Here is a 25,461-nt window from a genome sequence, read left to right as displayed (position 1 = left end):
CGCGCCTCGGTATCAAGGCAAGCGCAATGTCACTTCAACCCCGCTTTCGACATTGCGAATCCGCAGCGCCCCGCCATGCAACTTGACCACTTCTTCAACGAAGTTAAGCCCCAACCCGGTGCTTTTGCGCCCACTGTCCGGTCGCGGCAACGAGTAGAAACGCTCGGTCAAACGCGGCAAGGCGTAGTCAGGAATCGGCGCCGTTTCATTGAACAATCGAAATTCGGTCTGCTCGCCAACCCGCTCGGCACTGAACCGCAGCAGCCCCTCAACCGGGGTGAAATCCAGCGCATTCTCCAGCAAATTACCCAACGCCTGACGCAGCAGAAACGGCTCGCCGATCAACAGCAGATCCGCTGCAATCACCTGCTCGACCCGCAATTGCTTGCCTTCGATCCGCGCTGCCTGACCTTGCAATAACTCATCGACCAAGATCGTTAACGGCACGGCGACCCGTTCTTCAAGACCCTGACGCTGTTCCACCTGCGCCAGATTGAGCAAGCGTTCGATCAACTGCTGCATCCGCGCGCTTTCGCTGTCGATGTTGCCGACAAAGCGCAGGCGCTGCACCGGCGGCATGTCGCCTTGCAGCAACTCCGCCGCGCCACGAATCGCCGCCAGCGGACTTTTCAGTTCATGGGTCAGCGTGTGCACATAGCGCTCGACGTAGGCCTTGCCTTCCAGCTGTGTGCGCATCTGCTCCACGGCGGTGGCGAGCTGTTCCAGTTCACCGCCGCGGTAATGCGGCACTTCCACCCGCCGGCCTTCGCTCACTGCCTGGGCATAACCGGTCAGTCGGTGCAGCGCGCGGCTCAGCCACCACGACAGCAAGGCGCCGAACAACAATCCGAGGCCAATCAAACCCGCGCCGTAAAACAACAAACGCCGTTCGGTGCGATCGACATACGGCTGCAATGAGCTGTTGGGCTTGGCCACGGTGACCACACCGATGATCTTGCCGTTATCGCGGATCGGCGCGCCGACGTGCATCACCGATGAGTTCGCGTCATCCGGATCGCTGCGGGTCGAACGCGCGCCGTACTCGCCACGCAGAGTCAGGTAGACGTCGTTCCAGCGCGAGTAATCCTGCCCGACCGCGACGCCACTGGAATCGAGCACGACGATGCCTTTGGCGTCGGTGACGTAGATGCGGTGGTTGACCTGATTTTTCGGCAAGCCCCAAATCGTTGCTTGCGGCTGACGCTCGCCATAGGCGCGCAGCAATTCGGGCCAGCGGTTCTCGCTGAGGGTGCCGGCCTTGAAATCGTCGCGAAGGATTTCCGCCATCAAGTTAGCGGTATCGACCAGGGTTTCTTCGGTGGATTGGCGCACGCCGGGGCGGATTTCTTCCATCACTGTGTTGAGCACGAAATAGCCGGTCAGGCCGACAAACAGCACGTACACCAGAAAGATCCGCAGCCCCAGCGACATCAGCTGTGCCCCGGGCTGTAGCTGTAACCGAGGCCGCGATGGGTCTGGATCGGCTCGGCGTCGGCACGCACCAGACGCAGTTTGGCGCGTACGCTTTTGATATGGCTGTCGATGCTGCGCTCGTAACCGGCGTCGGCCGCTACACCCAGCGCATCGAGCAATTGCTCGCGGCTGAACACCCGCTCGGGTTGTTCGAGCAGGCATTGCAACAGGCGGAATTCGTGACGGGTCAGGCTCAACGTCTGACCGCGATAAATGATTTGAATCCGTTCCGGATCAATTCGAAATAGCGCCGAAGTGGCTTCAATCGCCGGGCGCGGTGCCATGCGTTTGAGAATGGCTTTGACCCGCGCCGCGACCTCGCGCGGACTGAACGGCTTGACCACGTAATCGTCGGCGCCGATCTCAAGTCCCACCACGCGATCGATCTCGGCATCGCGGGCGCTGAGGAACAGCACCGGCACTTCGCTGAAACGCCGCAGTTGCTTGCAGGTTTCGAAGCCGCTGATGTCCGGCAGGCCGATGTCGAGGATGATCAGATCGGCCGGGGTCTGCCGCTGATGCTCCAGCGCCGCCGCGCCGAGGCTCAGCCACGTGGTGCCGAACCCCTCGCCTTGCAGGGCAAAAATCAGCGTATCGGCAATCGCCGCTTCGTCTTCGACAATCAGGATATGAGGCATGGCGTCCGAGCCCGTGGTTGAGTGCGCGAACGGTGCCCCAAGCCTGGCGTTACGTCAATGAGACCACTTGGCTCAGCAGTCCGGCTTGTCGGCGGTGAAGCGCCGCGCCGGATTCACTGCCGCGCCGAATTCGCGCAAGGCCTTGGCACCGATCAGCAGCGGGTAGTTGAAGTTGCTGCGGTCGGTCAGGTTGACCTCAACGGTACGCTTGACGTTGCCCAGGCACAGCTCCAGATCGACCACCGGGCGTTTGGCGACTTCGGTGCTTTCGCCCTCGTCCTCTTCATCCGAACGGCTCTTGATCTTGCTGATGCGCGCCACCTTGTGTTCGTAGACCTTGTTGCTGGCGTCTTTGGTGCCGAGGCGGAAACGCACCCAATCGTCGCCATCACGAGTGAAGGTTTCGATGTCTTTGGCCGACAGCGAGGCGGTCAGCGCGCCGGTGTCCATTTTGGCCTTGAGCACTTCACCGCCGATTTCCGGCAGCGCGATGTATTCGTAGCGCCCGTACAGGGTCGGCTCGGCGGCCATGACCGGCAGGGCGACGAGGGCAAACAGTGCAAGGAGGGATTTCACGTAAGGGGCTTCCTTGAGAGGTTGGGCAACGGGATTTTAGACCGTTGCGCGCTTGATCGTTCCCACGCTCTGCGTGGGCATGCATCCAGTGACGCTCTGCGTCACAGGGACGCGGAGCGTCCCGGGCGGCGTTACCACGCAGAGCGTGGGAACGATCAGGTTAACGCGACTAAAGTGAAACATTCGTCACCACCGATTTGGCCTGCCGCGCGAAGCTGCTTATCATGACGCGCCCATCCGTTTGCAAAGAGTTGCTTATGCGCCGCCTGCTCACCGGCTGTTTCGTCACCCTGCTGCTGTTGCTCAACACCCTGATCCTGATCGGGCCGTTGCTGGTATTCGCCCTGCTCAAACTGATCGCCCCGGGCCGCTGGCGCGATTACGCCTCGGGGGCGGTGATGTGGATCGCCGAGACCTGGGCTGAAATCGACAAGCTGATTTTCCGCCTGTGCATTCCCACCCAATGGGACATTCGCGGCGGCGAGAATCTGCGCGGTGACACCTCGTATCTGGTGGTCAGCAATCACCAGTCGTGGGTCGACATTCCGGCGCTGATCCAGACCCTCAACCGGCGCACACCGTTCTTCAAATTCTTCCTCAAGAAAGAGCTGATCTGGGTGCCGTTTCTGGGGCTGGCGTGGTGGGCGCTGGATTACCCGTTCATGAAGCGCTACACCAAGGCGTTTCTGGCGAAGAACCCGGAGCTGGCGGGCAAGGATCTGGAAATCACCAAACAGGCCTGCGAGCTGTTCAAGCGCCAGCCGGTGACGGTGGTGAATTATCTGGAAGGCACGCGCTACACGGCGGCGAAAAGCACCGAACAGCAATCACCGTTCAACCACTTGCTCAAACCCAAGGCGGGCGGTGTGGCGTTTGTGTTGGCGGCGATGGGTGAACAGCTGGATGCCATCCTCGACGTGACGGTGGTTTATCCACAGGCACGGATTCCAGGATTCTGGGATTTGATCAGCGGCAACGTGCCGAGAGTCATCATCGACATCAAGACCCGCGAACTCGACCCGGCGCTGTGGCAGGGCGATTACGAAAATGATCCGGCGTTTCGCCACACCGTCCAGAGCTGGGTCAACCAGCTCTGGAACGAGAAGGATCAGCGCATCGCCGAACTGCGCGACGAGCGGCGCTGACTCAGCTACCGGCGCCGACGCCCCAGATGCTGCCCAGGCTGGTCAGCAACGAACCGCCAACGCCTTGGTCACCCAAGTACTTGAGCAGCACCGGCGCAAACTGGCCGACCATGCCGCTGTCCATGCCCAAAGCACCGAACGCGTTGTTCAGGTCATTGGTGTCCTTGACGTTACCCAATGCATTTTCCAGACCGGCGGATTTGCCGGACTGACCCAGCAACCCGCTCAACGCCGCCAGGTTGCCGCTACCACCCGACAGCTTGTCGATGCCCGGCACTTCTTTGGCCAACTGCGAATAATCGGTGCTGCTCAATTGGTTCTTGGCCAGCCCCAGCATCGCGCTGGTGCCACCGACCGCTTGCTGCGGCGTCACACCCAGACCGGTGACGGCTTGCAGCAGACCGGCCGTTTCCGAGGTCGGCGCGGCGGCGGTGGCAGCGTTGCCGCCCTGCATGCTCGAAGCCGCCTTGGTCACGTCGTCCAGGCTGAAACCGGCGAATACCGGGCTGGCCGCAAGGGTCATCAGTGAAGCCATGGCAATACCGCGTGAAATCTTCATTCAGACATCCTCTTGCGCTGTGAAAACCACCCGTTGCACGGGCAGCGAAACTGCCGGTTTGACCGGGTATCCGCCGGCATGTTCCGGCGCGGCGCATCCATTTTCATCCGGCCTGCGTATATAAAACGTGAAATCCCGGACACCCTCGTGATGAATGGCACAACCGCTGTCGCTGAACTAGCCTGTGAACAGTCCGAGCCCTGCCCTCGTCGCTCGACCTTTGCCTGGAGAGTCGTCATTCCCATCGCCGACACCGATCAGCTGCGACAGCTGTTGGCCCAGTGTTCACTGGGCGATCGTCGCGCCTTCGAAACGCTCTATCGCAGCGTCGGCCCGCGCCTGCACGGCGTCGCCCTGCGTTTCATGGGCCGCACCGATCTGGCCGAGGAAGTGCTGCAGGAAGCCTTCGTGCGCATCTGGAACAACGCCTCACGCTACGAAGCCCACCTGTCGGCACCGCTGACCTGGATGATCAACATCACCCGCAATCAAGCCATCGACCAGTTGCGCAAACACCGCGACCGGCCACTGACTGACCTCGAACAGGACGCCCTGCCGGACGAAAGTCCTTCAGCGCATGATCAGTTGAACAGCGCCCGCGAGGCTCAGACGTTGAACCGCTGTCTGGACACCCTTGAAAGCATGCAGCGCCAATCGATCACCGTGGCCTACTTTCAGGGATTGTCGTGCACGGAACTCGCCGAACACCTGGCGACGCCACTGGGAACGGTGAAATCGTGGGTCCGCCGTGGCCTGGAACGTCTGCGCCGGTGCCTTGAATCATGAACTACCAGACCCCTGCCCTGCGCCGCGCCCTCGCCGCCGATTACGCCATCGGCCTGATGTCTGCGCCTGCGCGGCGGCGCTTTGAACAGTTGCTGCTGGATGACGCAGCGTTGCGAACGGAAGTGGCGCAATGGCAGGAAACGCTGGTGAGCCTCACCGAATCGCTGCCGGAACATCCGCTGCCCGACCGCGTCTGGCAAGGCATCACCGCGCGAATCGAGCCGCAAGTGCTGCATGTGCCTGAGAAACGGCCGTTCTGGAACTGGCTGCGCGTTACCGCCGCGCTGTGTTCGCTCGTGGTGCTGGTCTTCCTCGGCTCGCTGTACAACCGCGACGACGCCCGCTACCACGCCACGCTGCTGACCGCCGATGCGCAACCGGCATTGAAGGTCGAGGCGCATGCGGATTACCTGCAGGTCGAGCCGCTGACGCTGGCGGCGGTTGATGCGGATCGCAGCCTGGAACTGTGGGCGATTCCGGCGGATGGCAAGCCGATCTCGCTTGGGGTCATTCCGGCGGGGGGCAAAGGCAAGGTTGAGCTGAGCGAGGCGCAGAAAGCCTTGATCGGTAAACCGATTGCGCTGGCAGTGAGCCTGGAACCGAAAGGTGGTTCGCCGACCGGGCAGCCGACGGGGCCGGTTCTGTATCAAGGGACGTTGGCGGCCTTGTAAAGCCCCTCACCCTAGCCCTCTCCCAGAGGGAGAGGGGACTGACCGTGGTGTTCTCTCGAGTTTCATCGACCTGAAGTACCGAGCCGAACTCGGGCCCGATAACAACGCAAATCTGCTCCCTTTCCCCTCTCCCTTAGGGAGAGGGCTGGGGTGAGGGTAGCTTTTGACCTGGCCTTGCAACAAAAAACGGCGACCCCAAGGTCGCCGTTTTGTATTGCGCTAAACCCTACGCCGCACTAAACAACTTATGCGGATCAATCACAAACTTCTTCGGCACGCCTGCATCGAACTCGCCATACCCTTCCGGCGCCTGATCGAGGCTGATCACCTGTACGCCCACGACTTCAGCAATGTTGATGCGATCCCACATGATCGCCTGCATCAGTTGGCGGTTGTACTTCATCACCGGGGTCTGGCCGGTGTGGAAGCTGTGCGACTTGGCCCAGCCCAGACCGAAGCGAATGCTCAGGCTGCCCATTTTCGCGGCGGCGTCCACGGCACCCGGATCTTCGGTGACGTACAGGCCCGGGATACCGATCTTGCCGGCGACGCGCACCACGCCCATCAGCGAGTTGAGTACGGTGGCCGGAGCTTCCGATTTGGCACCGTCATGGCCGTGACCGCGGGCTTCGAAACCGACGCAATCCACCGCGCAGTCGACTTCCGGTTCGCCGAGCAGCGCGGCGATTTGTTCGTGCAGCGGCGCGTCTTTCGACAGGTCGACGATTTCAAAACCCTGGGCCTTGGCGTGTGCAAGGCGGATGGTGTTGACGTCGCCGATGATCACCACCGCAGCACCCAGCAGACGCGCGGAGGCGGCAGCGGCCAGACCGACCGGGCCGGCGCCGGCGATGTAAACAGTGCTGCCCGGACCAACGCCTGCCGTGACGGCGCCGTGGTAACCGGTCGGGAGAATGTCGGAGAGGCAGGTCAGGTCGCGGATTTTCTCCATGGCCTTGTCGCGATCCGGCAGTTTCAGCAGGTTGAAGTCGGCGTATGGCACCAGCACGTATTCGGCCTGGCCACCGGTCCAGTCGCCCATGTCGACGTAACCGTAAGCGCCGCCGGCACGGGCCGGGTTGACGGTCAGGCAGACGCCGGTGTGTTGCTCTTTGCAGGAACGGCAGCGCCCGCACGCGACGTTGAACGGTACGGAAACCAGGTCACCGATTTTCAGGTTTTCGACGTCGGAGCCTTTTTCGATCACCTCGCCGGTGATCTCGTGGCCCAGCACCAGACCGGTCTGCGCCGTGGTACGGCCGCGAACCATGTGTTGGTCGGAGCCGCAGATGTTGGTGGAAACCACTTTGAGAATGACCCCGTGCTCGATCTTGCGACCGCGCGGGTCCTGCATTTTCGGATAGTCGATTTTCTGTACTTCGACCTTGCCAGCGCCGAGATACACCACACCACGATTGCCAGACATGCTTTCACCTCGCTGTTGTTTTTATGGAACCGCGTTGCCCAGGCAGGCAGCGCGTTAAGTGCTCGGGTTATTGCTTGTTGGTCTTGCGTTGTCAGTTATGGCCCTATCGCTGGCAAGCCAGCTCCCACAAGGTTCGGATTGGATTCAAATCCTGTGTACGACACAAATCCCTGTGGGAGCTGGCTTGCCAGCGAAAGCGATCTAAAGAACGACGGTTCTATTGGCGTTCAAAAACACCCGTCTCTCAATGTGATACCCAACCGCCCGCGCCAACGTCAGGCCTTCAATATCGCGCCCCTTGGCAATCAAATCCTCAGGGTAATGACTGTGATCCACCGCCTCGACGCCTTGGGCAATGATCGGCCCTTCGTCGAGGTCGTTGTTGATGTAATGCGCCGTCGCGCCAACCAGTTTCACGCCCTTGTTGTAGGCCTGGTGATACGGCTTGGCGCCCTTGAAGCCCGGCAGCAGCGAGTGATGAATGTTGATCGCCTTGCCATCGAGCTTGCGGCACAACTCCGGTGACAACACCTGCATATAGCGGGCGAGGATCACCAGTTCGGCGCCGGACTCTTCGATCACCTGCCACACCTGACGCTCCTGCGACGGTTTGTCGTTGGGGTCGAGGGGGAAATGGTAGTAGGGAATCTGGTGCCAGTCGGCCAGCGGTTTCAGATCCGGGTGGTTGGAGACCACCGCCGCCACGTCCATCGACAACTGACCGATGCGCTGGCGATAGAGCAAATCGTTGAGGCAGTGATCGGCCTTGGAAACCATGATCACCACTTTCGGCCGGTAGTTCGGCGCGGTCAGTTCGAAGATCATGCCGAAGGCCTGACCGCGTTCGGCTAAGCCTGCGCGGAAGGATTGTTCGTCGAAACCGTCGGGCTGGCGGAATTCCACGCGAATGAAAAAACGCCCGGAGAGGCGGTCATCGAACGAATGGTGCTCGGTGACGTAGCAGCCCTGCTCGAACAGAAAACGCGTGACCGCGTCCACCGTGCCGAGGACGCTGGGGCAGTCGGCGGTCAGAATCCATGTGTCTGGGGCGCGGCTCATGGTGCGGTGACTCCTGTTGATCGTTCCCACGCTCTGCGTGGGAATGCCGCCATGGACGCTCTGCGTCCGCTTTTGGGACGCGGAGCGTCCCGAGATACATTCCCACGCAGAGCGTGGGAACGATCATCCATCAAGCCTGAACGCTAAGGCCGTACTCGGCGGATGCATCCTGCAACCACAACCACCAATAATCCGAAAAACTGCGGCGAATCAGCAATTCCCAAGTGTCTTCAGCCGTATGCCGAATCATCAGCTGCGACTTGGCGAACACCGTGCCGACGGCTTTACCCACCGGAAAACTGTTCGGGTGCACGTCATAGCTGGTCGACTTCATCAGCACCTGACGCACGTTCGGCCCGCTCAGTTCGAGCACTTGCTGGCCGCCACTGACGTTGACGATCGCGATGTGCAGATCGCCCAGCGCTTCACGCAGTTTCTGTTCGGCGGCGAACTCTTCACCGCTCGGCACGATCAGCAGCCACTCGTCCGGGCCCATCCATTGCAGGCTGGTTTCGCCTTTGACGATAACGCTCAGAGCGCCGGGCAGTTCGATACCCAGGGCCTTGTGCACACCGGCGGCGAACGCAGCATCGTGGCCATCGCCACGAATGGTCAGGTGGCCGAGGAGTTTCTTTTCCCGCACGATCACGCCGGCATTCTTGCGGCCCTTGCCGACCAGGCTGGCGAGGTCGGCATGGTGCAGCGACGACTCGGCCTTGGCGCCGGTGGTTGGGCGTTGTTGGTAAACATTGGCTGTGGTCATAAAGCACCTTCCTGAATTCTTGATCGTTCCCACGCTCTGCGTGGGAATGCCGCCATGGACGCTCTGCGTCCGCTCTTGGGACGCGGAGCGTCCCGGGATGCATTCCCACGCAGAGCGTGGGAACGATCAGTGTCAAATGTTCTGGCGATCACCCTTCGGATCGAAGAACACCGAAGAAACAATCTCCGCCTCGATCACGCTGCCATCGGCCAGCGGTGCAAACACCCGCTCACCCATGCGCTTCAGACCGCCCTTGACCACACCCATGGCAAACGAATAACCGAGGGAGTTGTGCGCGTAGCTGGACGTCACGTGGCCGACCATGGTCATCGGGATCGCCTGCTTGGTGTTGAACACCAACTGCGCGCCTTCCGGCAGCCACACGTTCGGATCGATCGGCTTCAGACCGACCAATTGCTTACGTTGATCCTTCACGCAATCTTCACGGTTCATCCCACGCTGGCCGATCCACGAGAACGGTTTGGTGCGACCCACACACCAGCCCATGTTCAAGTCGTCCGGAGTCATCGAGCCGTCAGTGTCCTGGCCAACGATGATGAAACCCTTCTCGGCACGCAGGACGTGCATGGTTTCAGTGCCGTACGGGGTCAGGTTGTACTGCTTGCCGGCCTCGACGATTTTCTCCAACACGCCCATCGCGTAGTCGGCCTGGACGTTGACTTCGTACGACAGCTCACCGGTGAACGAGATGCGGAACACCCGCGCCGGCACACCGCCGACCAGACCTTCTTTCCAGGTCATGAACGGGAACGCTTCGTTGCTCAAATCAATGTCGGTCACGGCGCTGAGCAGCTTGCGGCTGTTCGGCCCGGACAGGGTCATGGTTGCCCAATGGTCGGTGACGGAGGTGAAGTAGACCTTCATGTCCGGCCATTCGGTCTGGTGGTACAGCTCCAGCCATTGCAGCACGCGCGCCGCGCCGCCGGTGGTGGTGGTCATGACAAAATGATTGTCGGCCAGGCACGCCGTGACACCGTCGTCGAAGACCATGCCGTCTTCTTTGCACATCAAACCGTAGCGGGCCTTGCCCACGTCGAGTTTGGTCCAGGCGTTGGTGTACACGCGGTTGAGAAACTCGCGGGCATCCGGGCCTTGAATGTCGATCTTGCCGAGGGTCGAGGCGTCGAGCAGGCCGACGCTGTCGCGCACGGCTTTGCATTCACGCTTCACGGCGGCATGCAGGTCTTCGCCGTTTTTCGGGAAGTACCATGGGCGTTTCCACTGACCGACGTCTTCAAACTCGGCGCCGTTCTTCACGTGCCAGGCATGCAGGGCGGTGTGACGCACCGGTTCGAAGATGTGCCCACAGTGACGACCGGCCACGGCGCCGAAAGTCACCGGCGTGTAGTTCGGGCGAAACATCGTGGTGCCCATCTGTGGGATGGTCACGTTCAGCGAGCGGGCCGCGATGGCCAGACCGTTGACGTTGCCGAGCTTGCCCTGATCGGTGCCGAAACCCAGCGCGGTATAGCGTTTGACGTGTTCGACCGACTCGAAACCTTCGCGGGTTGCCAGTTCGATCGCGGCAGCGGTCACGTCGTTTTGCAGGTCGACGAATTGCTTCGGCGCCCGTGCGGTGTTCTTTTCATGGGGCACCTGGAACAGCGCCAGCGTCGGCTCTTCTAGACGGCTCAGGGCTTTTGGCAGCACGCCTTCGACGGTCTGGAAACCGGCTTCAGCGGCAGCGCGCACGCCGCCTTCAAAACCATCGGCCAGCGAATCGCCGAGACCGTAAACACCGTTGATGCCACCGACGCAAACGCGCTTCTGCGGTGCTTCGCCCGGCACGAAACCGAGGATGTCTTCACGCCAGGTCGGCTTGCCACCGAGGTGCGAGGCCAAGTGAACGACCGGGCTGTAACCGCCGGAACTGGCGATCACGTCGCAGTCGAGCCATTCGCCCGGGCTGGTCACGGCGTGCGCTTTGACATCGATCGCGGCAACGCGGGCAGCGGTAACACGCTTGCTGCCACGGGCTTCGATCACGGCGCTGCCGGTGAGAATGCGGATGCCTTTGGCGCGCGCTTCTTCCACCATTGCACCGCGCGGATTGCTGCGGGCGTCAGCGATGGCCACTACTTGCAGACTGGCGTCGAGCCAATCCAAAGCCACGCGATAGGCGTGATCGTTGTTGGTCGACAAAACGAGCTTCTTGCCCGGTGCCACGCCGTAGCGACGCACGTAAGTCGACACCGCACCGGCGAGCATGTTGCCCGGCACGTCGTTGTTGCCGTAAACCAGCGGACGCTCGCAAGCACCGGTCGCCAGCACGACACGCTTGGCGCGGACACGGTGAATGCGCTGACGCACCTGACCGATTGGCGCGCGGTCACCGAGGTGATCGGTGAGGCGTTCGTGAATGGTCAGGAAGTTGTGGTCGTGGTAACCGTTGACCGTGGCGCGCGGCAACAGCAGCACGTCCGGGGTGTTCTTCAGTTCCGTGATGACGCTGGCGACCCAGTCCATCGCCGGTTTGCCGTCGAGGCTTTCACGGGAATCGAGCAGGCTGCCGCCGAACTCTTCCTGCTCATCGGCCAGAATCACGCGGGCACCGCTGCGCGCTGCGGCCAGGGCAGCGGCGAGACCGGCCGGGCCGGCGCCGACGATCAGCACGTCGCAGTGCTGGTTCATGTAGTCGTAGGTGTCCGGATCGACTTCGGTCGGCGAACGGCCGAGACCGGCAGCCTTGCGAATGTACTTCTCGTAAGTCATCCAGAACGATTGCGGGTACATGAAGGTTTTGTAGTAGAAACCCGGCGGCATCAGCTTGCCGCCGACCTTGCCGAGAATGCCCATCATGTCGTTGTTGACGCTCGGCCAACCGTTGGTGCTGGTCGCAACCAGACCTTGATACAGCGCCTGTTGCGTGGCGCGCACGTTGGGAATCTGCGTGGCTTCGGTAGCGCCGATCTGCAGCACCGCGTTCGGCTCTTCGGCACCGGCGGCGAAGATGCCGCGAGGACGCGAATACTTGAAGCTGCGGCCAATGATGTCGACGCCGTTGGCGATCAGTGCGGCGGCCAGCGAGTCACCCTCGAAGCCTTTGTAGCTCTGACCGTTGAAGGTGAAGCTCAGCACTTTGTTGCGGTCGATCCGTCCACCGTTGGACAGGCGATTGGTCTGGCTCATACCTTCTCTCCCAGCGCCGTCGTGGCTGTTTTCACCGAATCAGCCTTGTCGGTGAATTGCGGCTTGGTGCCGATCTTGTAGGTTTCGAGAATCTCGTAGGTCACGGTGTCGCGGGTGACGTTGAAGTACTGCCGGCAACCGGCAACGTGATCCCACAGTTCGTGGTGCAGACCGCGCGGGTTGTCGCGGAAGAACATGTAGTCGCCCCACTCCTCGTCGGTGCAGGCGCCAGGGTCGAGCGGACGCGGAATGTGCGCCTGACCGGATGCGTGGAATTCCTCTTCGGAGCGCAGTTCGCCGCAGTGAGGACAGAAGATATGCAACATGGGGATTTCTCCTGTTAGTGGGCAACCGCAGCAGCGCCGTGTTCATCGATCAACGCACCGTTGTGGAAACGGTCGATGGAGAAAGGTGCGGCCAACGGGTGCATTTCACCCTTGGCCAGACTCGCGGCAAACACGTTGCCCGAGCCAGGAGTCGCTTTGAAACCGCCGGTGCCCCAACCGCAGTTGAAGAACATGTTCGGCACCGGGGTTTTCGAAATGATCGGGCAGGCGTCCGGCGTGGTGTCGACGATGCCGCCCCACTGGCGGTTCATGCGTACGCGGGACAGCACCGGGAACATCTCGACGATGGCCTGAATGGTGTGTTCGATTACCGGGTACGAACCACGCTGGCCGTAGCCGTTGTAGCCGTCGATACCGGCGCCGATCACCAGGTCGCCCTTGTCGGACTGGCTGATGTAACCGTGCACGGCGTTGGACATGATCACGCTGTCGATAATCGGTTTGATCGGCTCGGACACCAGCGCTTGCAATGGATGGGATTCGATCGGCAGGCGGAAACCGGCGAGTTTGGCCATGTGCCCGGAGTTACCCGCAGTGACCACGCCGACGCGCTTGGCACCAATGAAACCCTTGTTGGTTTCAACACCGATGCACACGCCGTTTTCCTTACGGAAACCGATCACTTCGGTCTGCTGGATCAAGTCCACGCCCAAGGCGTCGGCGGCACGGGCGAAGCCCCAGGCCACGGCATCGTGACGGGCAACGCCGCCGCGACGCTGAACGGTTGCACCCATCACTGGGTAGCGGGTGTTTTTCGAGCAGTCGAGGTACGGAATCTCGTCAGCAACCTGCTTGGCGTTGAGCAGTTCGCCATCGACGCCGTTGAGGCGGTTGGCGCTGACCCGACGCTCGGAATCACGAATGTCCTGCAAGGTGTGGCACAGGTTGTAGACGCCACGCTGGGAGAACATCACGTTGTAGTTGAGATCCTGCGACAGGCCTTCCCACAACTTCATCGCGTGTTCGTAGAGGTGCGCCGACTCGTCCCACAGGTAGTTGGAGCGAACGATGGTGGTGTTGCGCGCGGTGTTACCGCCGCCCAGCCAGCCCTTCTCGACCACGGCGACGTTGGTGATGCCGTGTTCTTTGGCCAGATAGTAGGCAGTCGCCAGACCGTGCCCGCCGCCGCCGACGATGACCACGTCGTAGACTTTCTTCGGCGTTGGCGTGCGCCACATGCGCTGCCAGTTTTCGTGGTGGCTGAGGGAGTGTTTGAAGAGGCCGAAGCCCGAATAGCGTTGCATAGTCAGTTACTCCAGAACACTCAGCGATAAACCGGGAAGTCTGCGCACAGGGCCGACACTTGCTGGGCAACATTGGCCTCGACATCGGCATCACCGAGGTTGTCGAGGATGTCGCAGATCCAGCCAGCCAACACTTCGCACTGGGTCACCTTGAAACCGCGAGTAGTGACGGCCGGGGTGCCGATGCGCAGGCCCGAGGTCACGAACGGCGATTGCGGGTCGTTGGGCACGGCGTTCTTGTTGACGGTGATGTGCGCGCGGCCAAGGGCGGCGTCGGCGTCTTTGCCGGTCAGGCCCTGACGGATCAGGCTGACCAGGAACAAATGGTTGTCGGTGCCGCCGGACACTACATCGTAGCCACGTTTGATAAACACGCTGGCCATCGCCTGAGCGTTATCGATCACTTGTTGCTGATAGGCCTTGAAGCCTGGCTCCAGCGCTTCCTTGAAGCACACGGCTTTACCGGCGATGACGTGCATCAGCGGGCCGCCCTGAGCGCCGGGGAACACGGCGGCGTTGAGCTTCTTCTCGATCTCTTCGTTGGACTTGGCCAGGATCAAGCCGCCACGTGGACCGCGTAGGGTTTTGTGCGTGGTGGTGGTGACCACGTCGGCGTACGGCAGCGGGTTCGGGTACAGACCGGCAGCGACCAGACCGGCGACGTGGGCCATGTCGACGAACAGCAGCGCGCCGACCTTGTCAGCGATCTGACGGAAACGCGGGAAGTCGAGGGTCTTCGAGTAAGCGGAGAAACCGGCGACGATCATTTTCGGCTTGGATTCGACGGCCAGACGCTCGACTTCGTCGTAATCGATCAGCCCGGTGTCGGTGTTGATGCCGTACTGCACAGCGTTGTAGAGCTTGCCCGAGGACGACACTTTAGCGCCGTGGGTCAGGTGACCACCGTGGGCCAGGCTCATGCCGAGGATGGTGTCGCCCGGCTGGATCAGCGCCAGGTACACGGCGCTGTTGGCCGACGAACCGGAGTGCGGCTGGACGTTGGCGTAATCGGCGCCGAACAGTTGCTTGGCGCGTTCGATGGCCAGCGCTTCGACTTTATCGACGTGCTCGCAGCCACCGTAGTAGCGCTTGCCCGGATAGCCTTCGGCGTATTTGTTGGTCAGGCCGCTGCCTTGCGCTTCCATCACGCGTTTGCTGGTGTAGTTCTCCGACGCGATCAGCTCGATGTGATCTTCCTGACGTTGCTCCTCGGCATTCATCGCCGCCAGCAGTGCATCGTCGTAACCCTGGATCTGGTCTTGCTTGCTGAACATCGCGTCTCTCCCAGCGGCATCTGTGCGCCATTCGTCTCGGTAAGGCACTGGCAATGAAGGCAGTGCCCTTTGATGCCGATGGTATGACCGGCGCAGACAGCTCAAATGCCTGCGCGCGCCACGCAAAGGTGCGTTTACGACATGGCTGGAAATGCCCTGACAGACACAGTCCTTAATATGACGAAGAACCCTGTGGGAGCGAGCTTGCTCGCGAAGAGGCCGTGTCAGTCAACATCAATGCTGGCTGACACACCGCTTTCGCGAGCAAGCTCGCTCCCACAGGGTTATGTAAAGAGTTGGCGGACGGCGAGCAGCAGGAGGAAATGTGCGGGATAGAGCGCGTACGCCCAGCGCCGCATCGGCGGTGGCTGGAGATGTCGCACATGTCGCAACAGGAACATCCCCAGCATGGGCGCAAACAAGCATGTCGCAATACCGAGAAGGGCGACGCTGCTACCGAACCTCGCCGAGTCATACAGCACCTGCCATTGATTCGCTGCGAGACAAATCAAACCCGGCAGCAGGCTGAAGTACCACGGAAGGCGAAACACCAAGAGCATCGCCAACGGCAGCAGAACCCCGAAGAAGCCGAACATCAGTCGTTCCGGAAACATGGCGGCCAACACCAGCGCAGCAACACCGAGCAATCGCGACATGGCCGATGGATCCTGCCACCCGCGCGCCACCAGCAACCCAAGCGCCAGCGTCGGCATCACGTTCAACGTATCGGGATCAGGAATGTACAACCGATAGGGAAATTCGCTCACCGCACTGAACAGCAACAACCAGCCCAGATACCGCCACTCCATCCTCCGCGATCCATCGCGCGAAAGATTCGCCGCCATCGCCAGACAAAACCACGGAAACGCCAGCCGCCCCGGCACATACAACCAATCGGCGGAGAACCCGACATATCGCAGGTGATCGAGCAACATGCTCAGCAGCGCCAGCCACTTGAGCAGATCCAGCGCGCCGTCGCGTTTGCTCAGGTGCATAATCGTCCTACAAACTGGTAATTTCCTGAACGTGACATCCCGTGTGCTCCCCGGAAGATCTTCGGTAAAGTGCGCACCCTCATTGACCACGAGCCTTCACAAGAGTCTCGACCACGGAAGCCGGCCATGACCGACAAGAGCCAACAATTCGCCAGCGACAACTACTCCGGTATCTGCCCTGAAGCCTGGGCTGCAATGGAGCAGGCCAACCACGGCCACCAGCGCGCGTATGGCGACGATGAATGGACCGCACGCGCGTCCGATCATTTCCGCAAACTGTTTGAAACCGACTGCGAAGTGTTCTTCGCCTTCAACGGCACCGCCGCCAACTCGCTGGCCCTGTCGTCGCTGTGCCAGAGTTACCACAGCGTGATCTGCTCGGAAACCGCCCACGTCGAAACCGACGAATGCGGCGCCCCGGAATTTTTCTCCAACGGCTCGAAACTGCTCATCGCCGGCACTGAAAACGGCAAGATCACCCCGCAGTCGATCCGCGAAGTCGCCCTCAAGCGCCAGGATATCCACTACCCGAAACCGCGCGTGGTCACCCTGACTCAAGCCACTGAAGTCGGCAGCGTCTACACCCCGGAAGAAGTCCGCGCCATCAGCGCCACCTGCAAAGAGCTGGGCCTGCACCTGCACATGGACGGCGCGCGCTTCTCCAACGCCTGCGCCTTCCTCGGCTGCTCGCCAGCGGATCTGACCTGGAAGGCCGGGGTTGACGTGCTGTGCTTCGGCGGCACCAAGAACGGCATGGCCGTGGGTGAAGCGATCCTGTTCTTCAACCACAAACTGGCGGAAGACTTCGATTACCGCTGCAAACAGGCCGGGCAACTGGCGTCGAAAATGCGCTTCCTCTCGGCCCCGTGGGTCGGCATCCTCGAAACCGACGCCTGGCTCAAGTACGCCCGCCACGCCAACCACTGCGCGCAATTGCTGGCGGAACTGGTCAGCGACATTCCCGGTGTCGAACTGATGTTCCCGGTGCAGGCCAACGGCGTATTCCTGCAACTGTCGGAACCGGCCATCGCCGCCCTGACCGCGAAGAACTGGCGCTTCTACACCTTCATCGGCAAGGGCGGCGCCCGCTTCATGTGCTCCTGGGACACCGAAGAAGAACGCGTGCGCGAACTGGCCCGCGACATCCGCGAAGTCATGTCCGCCTGACCTGACTCCACACCCTCCTCCTGTCTGATCGTTCCCACGCTCTGCGTGGGAACGCCTCCCGGGACGCTCCGCGTTCCAGCCCCACAAGCTAAGCACCGCTATGACGCAGAGCGTCAGTGGCTGCATTCCCACGCGGAGCGTGGGAACGATCATTGCTCAGAATGACTTTTCCCACCGCAACAACAGACTTCTCTTCTAGCGCGATCATCTCGCCCGCCTCACCCTGATCGTTCCCACGCTCTGCGTGGTAACGCATCCCGGGACGCTCCGCGTTCCATTCCCGTCGCACCGCAAGATTCAAGGAAGAATCCCATGGGCCGCAGCCGCTACACCATTACCGAAACCGACAAACCGCATTTTCTGACCTGTACGATCATGGAATGGTTACCGCTGTTCATCCGCCCCTACATCGTCGACCATCTGCTCAACTGCTGGCGTTATCAACAGACCCACCATGACTTGAAGCTGTACGGCTACGTGATTCTGGAAAACCATCTTCACTTCGTCGCTCAGGCGCCCGACCTGAGTAAATGCCTCAGCCAGTTCAAATCTTTCACCGCGCGACAGATTATTGATGATCTGCAAAGCAAAGGTGCTGACAAAGCTCTGCAACGCCTGCGCTTTAGCAAACGCGCGCATAAGCAGGATCGGGTGTACCAGTTGTGGCAGGAAGGCTCCCACGCAGAGATGGTTTACAGCGAATCGGTCATGCGACAGAAACTTGAATACATTCACAACAACCCGGTCAAACGCGGGTATGTGGATTTGCCGGAACATTGGCGTTATTCGAGTGCCAGGAACTATGTGGGAATGCCGGGACTGATTGAGGTTCAATGCTGGTACTGATATGGGACGCAGAGCGTCCCGGGCTGCATTCCCACGCGGAGCATGGGAACGATCAACTGCTCGAGCCGTCCTGCCACTTCGCCCGCGAAGACTTGGTCTACATTGTCTGTCGAGCCCTCCGCTCATATAACAATAAGCAGGAGCATCGGCATGTCGTTACAAGGCAAAACCCTGTTCATCACCGGCGCCAGCCGTGGCATTGGCCGTGAGATAGCGCTGCGTGCCGCCAAGGACGGAGCCAACATCGTGATCGCCGCCAAGAGCGCCGAACCCCACGCCAGACTGCCCGGCACCATCCACAGCGTCGCCGCCGAAGTCGAGGCTGCGGGCGGCAAGGCTCTGGCGTTGCAGGTGGATGTGCGTGATGAAGACGCCGTACGCCAGGCACTAGCGCAGGCCAACGAGCACTTCGGCGGCATCGATGCGCTGGTGAACAACGCCGGGGCAATCAAGCTCACCGGTGTGCAGCACGTAGAACTCAAGCGCTTCGACCTGATGCACCAGATCAACACCCGCGCGGTGCTGCTGTGCAGCCAGGCCGCCCTGCCCTATCTGAAAAAAACCTCGGGTCACATTCTCAACCTGTCGCCCCCATTGAATCTGGCGAGCAAATGGTTTGCCCAGTTCAGCCCGTACACCGTGACCAAGTACGGCATGAGCATGCTGACGCTGGGGATGAGCGAGGAATTTGCCAGTTACGGGATCAGCGTCAATTCATTGTGGCCGCAGACGATGATTGCCACGGCGGCGATTGAATTTCAGTTAGGTAACCGGGAGTCGTTCAAGCAGGCGCGTCTGCCTTCGATCATGGCGGATGCGGCGCATGTGATTCTGGATAGCAGCGGACGGCAGATTACCGGGCGGTTGTTGATTGATGAGGAGGTTTTGCGTGAGAGCGGCGTTAGCGCGTTTGAGCATTACCGGTTTGAACCGGGGAGTGATGCGGCGCTGATGCCGGATTTGTTTATCGACTGAAAAGCCCCTCACCCTAGCCCTCTCCCGGAGGGAGAGGGGACTGATTGGGGGATGCTCAAGGAATACGCCAACCTGAATCTGCTTTGCCGAATCCATAATCGATAAGGTCGTTCAGGTCGATACAGAACGCCAGACACCTCGGTCGGCCCTCTCCCGGTGGGAGAGGGGACTGATTGGGGGATATTCGAGAATTACGCCGACGTGCAACTGCTTTGCCGAATCCATAGTCGACTCGATATCTCAAGTCGGTGTACCTCGTGAGAACAACTCGGTCAGTCCCCTCTCCCTCTGGGAGAGGGTTAGGGTGAGGGGCAGCTTGAGTCTGGCGCGACTTCAGAAATCGATTCGCACATCCCCCTTCGGCACACTGCAGCACGACAAGATAAACCCTTCCGCCTCATCGTCCTCGGTAATCCCGCCGTTGTGCTCCATCTCCACCTCGCCGCCCAGCTTCAACACCTTGCACGTCCCACAAATCCCCATGCCGCACGCCTTCGGAATCATCAACCCCAGCTTGGCCGCCGCCGCATGCACGGTCTCACCCGGGGCCACACGAATGCTCTTGCCGGACGAAGTGAATTCGACCTGATGCAGATCCGCCGCATCGATTTCCGGCGCGTCGGCGGCCTGTTCGGCCTGCTCGACCGCATCGGCACGGGCTTCCGGTGGCGTCGCACCGAACGACTCCTCGTGATAACGCGACATGTCGTAACCGGCCACTTCGAGCAGACGCTTGACCGCGTTCATGTATGGCGTTGGGCCGCAGCAGAACACTTCGCGCTCAAGGAAGTCCGGCACCATCAGTTCCAGCATCTTGTGGTTCAGGTAACCGCGATAACCGGCCCACGGTTCACCCAAGCCATGCTTCTCACAAATCAGGTGCAGGCTGAAGTTGTCGATCCGCGACGCCATGTGTTCCAGCTCGCGGTGATAAATGATGTCTTTCGGCGAGCGCGCGCTGTGGATAAAAGTCATGTCGACGTTGGCGTTGGTGTCGTAGAACCAGCGCGCCATCGACATGCACGGCGTGATCCCCACGCCGCCGCTGAGGTACAGCACTTTCGGGCTCGGGAAGTCGATGGCGTTGAACAACCCGACCGGCCCGTGCACCGCCAACTCTTGCCCTTCATGCAGCGTGTCGTGCAGCCAGTTGGAAACCTTGCCACCCGGCACCCGCTTGATCGTCACCGAAAAGCTGTACGGCACCGACGGCGAACTGGAGATCGTGTACGAGCGCATGATCGGCTGCCCGTCGATTTCCAGCTCCAGGGTCACGAATTGCCCAGGCTTGAAGAAGAACAGGATCGGCTGGTCGGCCATGAAACAGAAGGTGCGCACGTCCCAGGTTTCCTGGATGACTTTGACGCAACGGACAATGTGTCGGCCATTGGCCCAGGTCTGGGTGGTGACCGGATTCAGGAAGCTGTTGGACATGCTGTTCTCCACGGCCGACTGTCGGCCTCATGTCGGCGATTCTGCGTATAGCGCGAACCGCCCGTTTACCTATCCGCGACATCGGCATACTTATCGCGACCAGCCCCCAACCACCGGGGGTTGCGCGTCGGGAACAGATTGCACCATGTCGCCCATGGATAAGGTTCGCGGCAGCGCCGGCCCCACACTCGCCCCAACACCAAGACAGATTCTTTACACCTTGCGTAGCAACCCTTAGCAGCACACCTGATCAGCCACTTTTCGCCGGCCACGCAGATGGCCATGAGGATCACATCGATGGACGTCACCGCAAAAATCAGCCTGGGCGATCCGCTGGAACCCGCACGCAAGGCCACCGCACAAATGCTGCAAGAGCGCGAGCGGACGTTTTCGCTGCCACAACCGTTTTACAGCGATGAACGACTCTTCGATATCGACATGCAGGAGATCTTTCAGAAAGAGTGGTTGATCGCCGGCATGACCTGCGAGATCCCGGCCAAGGGCAACTACCTGACCCTGCAGATCGGCAAGAACCCGATCATCGTCATTCGTGGCGCCGAGGGCGTGGTCCATGCCTTCCACAACGTCTGCCGTCACCGTGGCTCGCGTCTGTGCACCAGTGAAAAAGGCAAGGTCGCCAAACTGGTCTGCCACTACCACCAGTGGACCTATGAGCTGGACGGTCGCCTGCTGTTCGCTGGCACCGAGATGGGCGCCGACTTCGACATGAAGCAATACGGCCTGAAACCGGTGAACGTGAAGACTGCCGGCGGTTACATCTTCATCAGCCTGGCCGAGAACCCGCCGGCCATTGATGACTTCCTGTCGACGCTGAACCATTACATGGAACCGTACGACATGGAGAACACCAAGGTGGCGATTCAAACCACCTTGTTCGAAAAGGCCAACTGGAAACTGGTGCTGGAAAACAACCGCGAGTGCTACCACTGCAACGCGTCGCACCCGGAACTGCTGAAAACCCTGCTGGAATGGGACGACGTCACCGACCCCCGCGCCGATCAGGCGTTCAAGGATCACGTCGCCGCCTCCGCCGCTGCCTGGGAAGCCGAGAAGATTCCTTACGCCCACGCCAGCTTCGGTCTGCGCAACCGCATCGTGCGTATGCCGCTGCTCAAGGGCACCGTGTCGATGACCCTCGACGGCAAACAGGGCTGCGCGAAACTGATGGGCCGCATCAAAAACCCGGATCTGGGTTCGATGCGCATCCTGCACCTGCCGCACTCGTGGAACCACTGCATGGGCGATCACATCATCGTCTTCACCGTGTGGCCGATCAGTGCGCAGGAAACCATGGTCACCACCAAGTGGATCGTGCACAAGGATGCAGTTGAAGGCGTGGATTACGACGTCGAACGCATGCGTCAGGTGTGGGACGCGACCAACGATCAGGACCGGCGCCTGGCTGAGGAAAACCAGCGCGGGATCAACTCAACGGCGTATCAACCTGGGCCTTACTCGAAGACTTATGAGTTTGGTGTGGTCAACTTCGTGGATTGGTACAGCGAGCGCTTGCTGAACAACCTTGGGGCCGAACCGGCGCCGTACCTCAAAGGCGTGCCTGTCCAAGGCTAAAAGCAAAAGCTTTGATCGTTCCCACGCTCTGCGTGGGAATGCCTCAACGGACGCTCCGCGTTCGGCCTTTGGGACGCAGAGCGTCCCGGGCTGCATTCCCACGCGGAGCGTGGGAACGATCAGTCAGTACGATGACCACCTCACCGATCCATCCTCCCCAATAAACTCCTCAAAAATCTCCTCCCCCACCAACCGGATCTTCGCGTACCCGTTCAACACCCGCAGCGGATACGCCGGGTCGTTGGCATCCTGGGTCTCCGACCACAACACCCGTGAATGCCCGTTCAGCTCACTGGAATTGCCATACGGAATCGCCCCGTGCCCGGCGCAACGCGCATGCAATCCGCCCTGCTGCGCATAAACAATGCCGTTGTGCAGATGCCCCCAATACCAATAATCCGGCTCACGCCCCAGCGCATCGCACACCGGTTGATACAGCGCGGTCTTGTTGTGCCCGGAAATATCGAAGCCCTGATGATGGCTGAGCACCATGAGCTTTTTGCGTTTTGGCAGGCCTTTCATCCACGCGATCTGCGGCTCGTTCAAAGTGCCGTCCATGTACAAATTCATCGCATCAGACGCGTACGCAGAATCCAGCCCGACCACCAGCCAGTCATCGTTGATCAACGCAAAGTAACTGGTGCCCTGCTGCCCCGGAAAACGCTTGGCCAGCTCCTTGAAATAACCGTGAGCGCCGCTGTACATCTCGTGGTTGGAATTGAGGGTGAACGAGCCATGCGTACCCATCGGCCAACCGGCCATGTCGACGTCTTCCTGAGAATGACTGCCGGCGTAATACACATCGCCCAGGTGAATGGTGAAATCGGCCTGGGCCAGTTGCATCTGATTGGCCACCGACACCGCCGGCGCATGGCTGTCGAACGGCCCGGTGCCCCAGTCGCCGGCAATCGCCAGGGTCACGTCGCGATCCATTTGCACCACGGCCGGATCAGTGCCAAACGTGGCGTGATGGCGCAGGTTTTCGATCCACTTCAGCAGCGCCTCGCTCCAGAGCAAATCGAGCAGTTCCCACTTGCGACACCCGAGCAGGGTGCCGTCCTTCAGCACCCGGGTCGCCAGTTGATCGGGCGATTGCGGTAGCGGCGTGGCGTTGCCGATGCGCAGGATCGACAGACCGTGGGACAGCTCCCAGGGTACGCTCGGTTCGTCGTCCGGCAACTCGCCGTTTTTCAGCACGTACTGCGCCTGATCATGCCCGCGCTGGAGCAACTTGATGATCGCCTGAAACTCCTGCGGCTCCAGCTCGCTGATGAGTTTCATCCAGGCCATTTCCATGCGCGTGAACAAGCCGTGAATGCGCACTTTGACCTTGTCGTACTCGTGTTCCCAATGACTGACCAGTGACATGGCGTAATCCTCTCTCCGTAAGGTTCACAGGGTTTTCATGAATTCGATCAGCGCGCGTTTGTCGTCGTCCGACAAGGTCGTGCCGTAAAGGTGTCCCGTGTTGTGGTTGCCCTCCAGCCGCGTGTCGTAGATGAAGTCGGCCGAGGCTTTGGCCTGGGCGCCGCGGGTGACGAAGCCGACGTTGACCGGGTCGTAAATGTCCGAGCCGGTGATGAAGGTCTGCGGACGTTTTTCCGCTGGTTGCAGCAAGTCCCACAGGGTCGGCACCGAGCCGTTGTGCAGGTACGGCGCACGCAGCCAGACACCGTCGGTGGGCGTGTTGCTGTAGCTCTGGGTCTTGCGGTAGGCACCGAAATCGAACGGCGGTTTTTTGAAGATGTGGAACGCGGCGACCAGCCCCGTGGTGAACGAATCGAGCCGGTGCGGATCGGTGCCGAGCTGGTCGATGTTGGTCGTGACCTGCCCGGTATCGGCGCGGCCGAAGTCATGACAAGCGGCGCAGTTGGCCTCCCAGATCGGTTTGCCCTGCGCGACTTTCGCCTGATCCAGCGCCCACGGCCACGCCGGCGCCTTGTGCCCGAGCAGCCAGTTGGTCACACGATTGAAGCTCGGCGGCAACACCGATTCCGGCGTCGCACCCACCGCCATGGCGGCGGCGTAGTTGCGTTCGTGAATCTTGTTGTTATTGCCATCCCAGTGAAGGTACATCGATTCCCGGGGCTTCTGGTTCCACACCTGCGGCAGGTCGACGGTGCCGATGGTCGAGTCATCCGGGAAGCCGAACACGACCATTTTCGTCGGGTTGAAGGTGTCGGTGCGGCCCGGGCCCTGTTGCGGACGCAGCTTCTGCCAGGCGTAAGCCTGCTTCTGCTTGAGCAGGGCGTTTTTCGCCATCGGCATGATCAGGTAGCGGTTGTAGAGCTTCTCGAAGAAGCCCAACTGGAACTTGCTGTTGATCGCCGTCATCACCGCATCGGTGGTGAATTTCGGGTCGCTGGCACAATCGTAGGCGAACCACTGGAAGGCTTGCAGTTGCAGGGTGTTGGCCGGCGCGCTCGGGACATTGACGGCGACGTCGCTGGCATTGGCTCGGTAAGAACCGGTGTGACACAAAGCGCAATTCGGCTCGACCGTCGGGTAGCCGATCTGCCGCTTGGCCATGCCGATCGGCAGGTCCTTGCCGTTTTCAAAAAGGAAACCGAAAACCTCCCAGCCGCCGGGTTTGGGCATTTTCTCCGGACACATTTGCGGCAGTACGGCGAACAGGTAATACGGGATCCGCGCTTCGATGCCGAGCCCGATGGCGGCGTACTTGTAGTGGTCTTCGTCGGAGGCGTATTGCTGCTCCGGCACCACCCGCAGCATCTGATACCAGGTTTCGTAACCGATAAAACCGAGCACCGCGACCACCACCAGCGTGCCGACCTTGAAGGCGTGACTCTGCCATTGCCGCTGCCACGCCGCGCGCCACTCGCGCCAGCCATCGCAGAGCAGCGCCCACGGCCGATTTTCCGGCGTGGTGCCGAGGTAGAGCAGAATGCCGAGGATCAGAAAGAAACTCAGATCACCCATCAACATCGGCACGAACACCGAGCCCTGGATGCTGGTGTTGATCAGGTAGATCCAGAAGATCACCGCGATCAGCCGCGTCAGCACACAGAGCCAGGAATGCACCACGTAACGCGGCGCGTTGAAGCCCGACGGCATGTAAAACACGCTGATGCCGACCAGCAGCATGCCGGCGTTTTCCAGCCATGGGTCGGAGAGTTGCGGCGGCAGCCCGACCACCGATGTCAGCAACCCCGGCGCAAACAGCGCGGGGATGGCGAACACCATGTTCATCGCAATGCCGATCCAGATGAAGCGTTGAAACCAGCGGATGTAGCTGTCCATATCAGTTCCCCAGATCGTTCCCACGCTCCGCGTGGGAATGCCGCCATGGACGCTCTGCGTCCGCTCTTGGGACGCAGAG

General features: G+C 60.7%; 22 protein-coding genes. 7 read left to right on the top strand and 15 right to left on the bottom strand.

Annotated elements, in window-relative coordinates; genetic code table 11:
- Nucleotides 1-12 precede the first annotated feature (12 nt).
- From creC to WA225_RS27040, 3 genes are all read right to left on the bottom strand, one after another.
- The gene (gene creC / locus WA225_RS27050) at nucleotides 13-1,431 is read right to left on the bottom strand and encodes a two-component system sensor histidine kinase CreC (protein WP_422610312.1); all 1,419 of its coding nucleotides are present in this window, start codon (nucleotides 1,429-1,431) and stop codon (nucleotides 13-15) included.
- Complete coding sequence (gene creB / locus WA225_RS27045) at nucleotides 1,431-2,111, bottom strand: two-component system response regulator CreB (RefSeq protein WP_064119220.1); 681 nt, start codon at nucleotides 2,109-2,111, stop codon at nucleotides 1,431-1,433. The genes creC and creB overlap by 1 nt, the downstream gene beginning before the upstream one ends.
- Nucleotides 2,112-2,183: 72 nt before the next feature.
- Nucleotides 2,184-2,687: an ATP-dependent zinc protease gene (locus tag WA225_RS27040; protein WP_008078089.1), complete on the bottom strand. Its 504-nt coding sequence runs from the start codon at nucleotides 2,685-2,687 to the stop codon at nucleotides 2,184-2,186.
- Nucleotides 2,688-2,944: 257 nt separating this feature from the next.
- Here WA225_RS27040 and WA225_RS27035 point away from each other — a divergent pair, with 257 nt between their 5' ends.
- Nucleotides 2,945-3,832, top strand: a complete 888-nt coding sequence (locus tag WA225_RS27035; protein WP_422610311.1) for an acyltransferase — start codon at nucleotides 2,945-2,947, stop codon at nucleotides 3,830-3,832.
- 1 nt (nucleotide 3,833) lies between these two features.
- On the opposite strand, the gene WA225_RS27030 is transcribed toward WA225_RS27035, so the two are convergent.
- Nucleotides 3,834-4,391 carry a DUF2780 domain-containing protein gene (locus WA225_RS27030; protein ID WP_422610310.1) on the bottom strand — a complete coding sequence of 186 codons (558 nt, stop codon included), beginning with the start codon at nucleotides 4,389-4,391 and terminating at the stop codon, nucleotides 3,834-3,836.
- Between the two features lie 150 nt (nucleotides 4,392-4,541).
- Here WA225_RS27030 and WA225_RS27025 point away from each other — a divergent pair, with 150 nt between their 5' ends.
- Nucleotides 4,542-5,177 (top strand): RNA polymerase sigma factor, encoded by a 636-nt coding sequence (locus WA225_RS27025; RefSeq protein WP_422610309.1) that lies wholly within the window; start codon nucleotides 4,542-4,544, stop codon nucleotides 5,175-5,177.
- Nucleotides 5,174-5,848 carry an anti-sigma factor gene (locus tag WA225_RS27020; protein ID WP_422610308.1) on the top strand — a complete coding sequence of 225 codons (675 nt, stop codon included), beginning with the start codon at nucleotides 5,174-5,176 and terminating at the stop codon, nucleotides 5,846-5,848. The genes WA225_RS27025 and WA225_RS27020 overlap by 4 nt, the downstream gene beginning before the upstream one ends.
- 226 nt (nucleotides 5,849-6,074) lie before the next feature.
- Here WA225_RS27020 and fdhA read toward each other — a convergent pair whose 3' ends face one another.
- From fdhA to WA225_RS26980, 8 genes are all read right to left on the bottom strand, one after another.
- Nucleotides 6,075-7,274 carry a formaldehyde dehydrogenase, glutathione-independent gene (gene fdhA, locus WA225_RS27015; RefSeq protein ID WP_008086916.1) on the bottom strand — a complete coding sequence of 400 codons (1,200 nt, stop codon included), beginning with the start codon at nucleotides 7,272-7,274 and terminating at the stop codon, nucleotides 6,075-6,077.
- A gap of 201 nt (nucleotides 7,275-7,475) precedes the next feature.
- Nucleotides 7,476-8,333, bottom strand: a complete 858-nt coding sequence (gene purU, locus WA225_RS27010) for a formyltetrahydrofolate deformylase (RefSeq protein WP_008086918.1) — start codon at nucleotides 8,331-8,333, stop codon at nucleotides 7,476-7,478.
- Between the two features lie 130 nt (nucleotides 8,334-8,463).
- The gene (locus tag WA225_RS27005) at nucleotides 8,464-9,096 is read right to left on the bottom strand and encodes a sarcosine oxidase subunit gamma (protein ID WP_064388160.1); all 633 of its coding nucleotides are present in this window, start codon (nucleotides 9,094-9,096) and stop codon (nucleotides 8,464-8,466) included.
- A 132-nt stretch (nucleotides 9,097-9,228) separates the two neighbouring features.
- Entirely contained in the window at nucleotides 9,229-12,246 is a 3,018-nt protein-coding gene (locus tag WA225_RS27000) for a sarcosine oxidase subunit alpha (protein WP_422610307.1), read from the bottom strand.
- Nucleotides 12,243-12,572, bottom strand: a complete 330-nt coding sequence (locus tag WA225_RS26995; protein ID WP_422610306.1) for a sarcosine oxidase subunit delta — start codon at nucleotides 12,570-12,572, stop codon at nucleotides 12,243-12,245. Before WA225_RS26995 ends, WA225_RS27000 begins: the two co-directional genes overlap by 4 nt.
- Nucleotides 12,573-12,586: 14 nt before the next feature.
- Complete coding sequence (locus WA225_RS26990; RefSeq protein ID WP_003206307.1) at nucleotides 12,587-13,837, bottom strand: sarcosine oxidase subunit beta; 1,251 nt, start codon at nucleotides 13,835-13,837, stop codon at nucleotides 12,587-12,589.
- A gap of 20 nt (nucleotides 13,838-13,857) precedes the next feature.
- Complete coding sequence (locus WA225_RS26985; RefSeq protein ID WP_008086924.1) at nucleotides 13,858-15,111, bottom strand: serine hydroxymethyltransferase; 1,254 nt, start codon at nucleotides 15,109-15,111, stop codon at nucleotides 13,858-13,860.
- A gap of 284 nt (nucleotides 15,112-15,395) precedes the next feature.
- The gene (locus WA225_RS26980; protein WP_422610305.1) at nucleotides 15,396-16,106 is read right to left on the bottom strand and encodes a TraX family protein; all 711 of its coding nucleotides are present in this window, start codon (nucleotides 16,104-16,106) and stop codon (nucleotides 15,396-15,398) included.
- A gap of 126 nt (nucleotides 16,107-16,232) precedes the next feature.
- On the opposite strand from WA225_RS26980, the gene WA225_RS26975 reads away from it, so the two are divergent.
- From WA225_RS26975 to WA225_RS26965, 3 genes are all read left to right on the top strand, one after another.
- Nucleotides 16,233-17,273, top strand: coding sequence for a low specificity L-threonine aldolase (locus tag WA225_RS26975; protein ID WP_064119210.1), 1,041 nt, complete (start codon nucleotides 16,233-16,235; stop codon nucleotides 17,271-17,273).
- 312 nt (nucleotides 17,274-17,585) lie between these two features.
- Nucleotides 17,586-18,119: an REP-associated tyrosine transposase gene (locus WA225_RS26970; protein ID WP_422610304.1), complete on the top strand. Its 534-nt coding sequence runs from the start codon at nucleotides 17,586-17,588 to the stop codon at nucleotides 18,117-18,119.
- A 150-nt stretch (nucleotides 18,120-18,269) separates the two neighbouring features.
- A complete protein-coding gene (locus tag WA225_RS26965) occupies nucleotides 18,270-19,094 on the top strand; it encodes an SDR family oxidoreductase (RefSeq protein WP_422610303.1) in 825 nt (274 codons plus the stop codon).
- A gap of 333 nt (nucleotides 19,095-19,427) precedes the next feature.
- Here WA225_RS26965 and gbcB read toward each other — a convergent pair whose 3' ends face one another.
- Nucleotides 19,428-20,528, bottom strand: coding sequence for a glycine-betaine demethylase subunit GbcB (gbcB, locus tag WA225_RS26960; protein WP_134176120.1), 1,101 nt, complete (start codon nucleotides 20,526-20,528; stop codon nucleotides 19,428-19,430).
- A 297-nt stretch (nucleotides 20,529-20,825) separates the two neighbouring features.
- Here gbcB and gbcA point away from each other — a divergent pair, with 297 nt between their 5' ends.
- Nucleotides 20,826-22,121: a glycine-betaine demethylase subunit GbcA gene (gene gbcA / locus WA225_RS26955; protein ID WP_016986282.1), complete on the top strand. Its 1,296-nt coding sequence runs from the start codon at nucleotides 20,826-20,828 to the stop codon at nucleotides 22,119-22,121.
- Between the two features lie 123 nt (nucleotides 22,122-22,244).
- On the opposite strand, the gene WA225_RS26950 is transcribed toward gbcA, so the two are convergent.
- Nucleotides 22,245-23,489, bottom strand: coding sequence for a metallophosphoesterase family protein (locus WA225_RS26950; RefSeq protein ID WP_422610302.1), 1,245 nt, complete (start codon nucleotides 23,487-23,489; stop codon nucleotides 22,245-22,247).
- Nucleotides 23,490-23,513: 24 nt separating this feature from the next.
- A complete protein-coding gene (locus tag WA225_RS26945) occupies nucleotides 23,514-25,382 on the bottom strand; it encodes a hypothetical protein (RefSeq protein ID WP_422610301.1) in 1,869 nt (622 codons plus the stop codon).
- Between the last annotated feature and the right edge of the window lie 79 nt (nucleotides 25,383-25,461).

The sequence above is a fragment of the Pseudomonas sp. genome (genome assembly GCF_049300855.1).
Lineage (GTDB): Bacteria > Pseudomonadota > Gammaproteobacteria > Pseudomonadales > Pseudomonadaceae > Aquipseudomonas.
This window is presented reverse-complemented; position numbering and strand designations above follow the sequence as displayed.

What these genes read in the sequence shown, in the direction of transcription:
- creC (WP_422610312.1), bottom strand. Translation starts at nt 1,431, where the DNA reads ATGTCGCTGGGGCTGCGGATCTTTCTGGTGTACGTGCTGTTTGTCGGC.
- creB (WP_064119220.1), bottom strand. Translation starts at nt 2,111, where the DNA reads ATGCCTCATATCCTGATTGTCGAAGACGAAGCGGCGATTGCCGATACG.
- WA225_RS27035 (WP_422610311.1), top strand. Translation starts at nt 2,945, where the DNA reads ATGCGCCGCCTGCTCACCGGCTGTTTCGTCACCCTGCTGCTGTTGCTC.
- WA225_RS27030 (WP_422610310.1), bottom strand. Translation starts at nt 4,391, where the DNA reads ATGAAGATTTCACGCGGTATTGCCATGGCTTCACTGATGACCCTTGCG.
- WA225_RS27025 (WP_422610309.1), top strand. Translation starts at nt 4,542, where the DNA reads ATGAATGGCACAACCGCTGTCGCTGAACTAGCCTGTGAACAGTCCGAG.
- WA225_RS27020 (WP_422610308.1), top strand. Translation starts at nt 5,174, where the DNA reads ATGAACTACCAGACCCCTGCCCTGCGCCGCGCCCTCGCCGCCGATTAC.
- fdhA (WP_008086916.1), bottom strand. Translation starts at nt 7,274, where the DNA reads ATGTCTGGCAATCGTGGTGTGGTGTATCTCGGCGCTGGCAAGGTCGAA.
- purU (WP_008086918.1), bottom strand. Translation starts at nt 8,333, where the DNA reads ATGAGCCGCGCCCCAGACACATGGATTCTGACCGCCGACTGCCCCAGC.
- WA225_RS27005 (WP_064388160.1), bottom strand. Translation starts at nt 9,096, where the DNA reads ATGACCACAGCCAATGTTTACCAACAACGCCCAACCACCGGCGCCAAG.
- WA225_RS27000 (WP_422610307.1), bottom strand. Translation starts at nt 12,246, where the DNA reads ATGAGCCAGACCAATCGCCTGTCCAACGGTGGACGGATCGACCGCAAC.
- WA225_RS26995 (WP_422610306.1), bottom strand. Translation starts at nt 12,572, where the DNA reads ATGTTGCATATCTTCTGTCCTCACTGCGGCGAACTGCGCTCCGAAGAG.
- WA225_RS26990 (WP_003206307.1), bottom strand. Translation starts at nt 13,837, where the DNA reads ATGCAACGCTATTCGGGCTTCGGCCTCTTCAAACACTCCCTCAGCCAC.
- WA225_RS26985 (WP_008086924.1), bottom strand. Translation starts at nt 15,111, where the DNA reads ATGTTCAGCAAGCAAGACCAGATCCAGGGTTACGACGATGCACTGCTG.
- WA225_RS26980 (WP_422610305.1), bottom strand. Translation starts at nt 16,106, where the DNA reads ATGCACCTGAGCAAACGCGACGGCGCGCTGGATCTGCTCAAGTGGCTG.
- WA225_RS26975 (WP_064119210.1), top strand. Translation starts at nt 16,233, where the DNA reads ATGACCGACAAGAGCCAACAATTCGCCAGCGACAACTACTCCGGTATC.
- WA225_RS26970 (WP_422610304.1), top strand. Translation starts at nt 17,586, where the DNA reads ATGGGCCGCAGCCGCTACACCATTACCGAAACCGACAAACCGCATTTT.
- WA225_RS26965 (WP_422610303.1), top strand. Translation starts at nt 18,270, where the DNA reads ATGTCGTTACAAGGCAAAACCCTGTTCATCACCGGCGCCAGCCGTGGC.
- gbcB (WP_134176120.1), bottom strand. Translation starts at nt 20,528, where the DNA reads ATGTCCAACAGCTTCCTGAATCCGGTCACCACCCAGACCTGGGCCAAT.
- gbcA (WP_016986282.1), top strand. Translation starts at nt 20,826, where the DNA reads ATGGACGTCACCGCAAAAATCAGCCTGGGCGATCCGCTGGAACCCGCA.
- WA225_RS26950 (WP_422610302.1), bottom strand. Translation starts at nt 23,489, where the DNA reads ATGTCACTGGTCAGTCATTGGGAACACGAGTACGACAAGGTCAAAGTG.
- WA225_RS26945 (WP_422610301.1), bottom strand. Translation starts at nt 25,382, where the DNA reads ATGGACAGCTACATCCGCTGGTTTCAACGCTTCATCTGGATCGGCATT.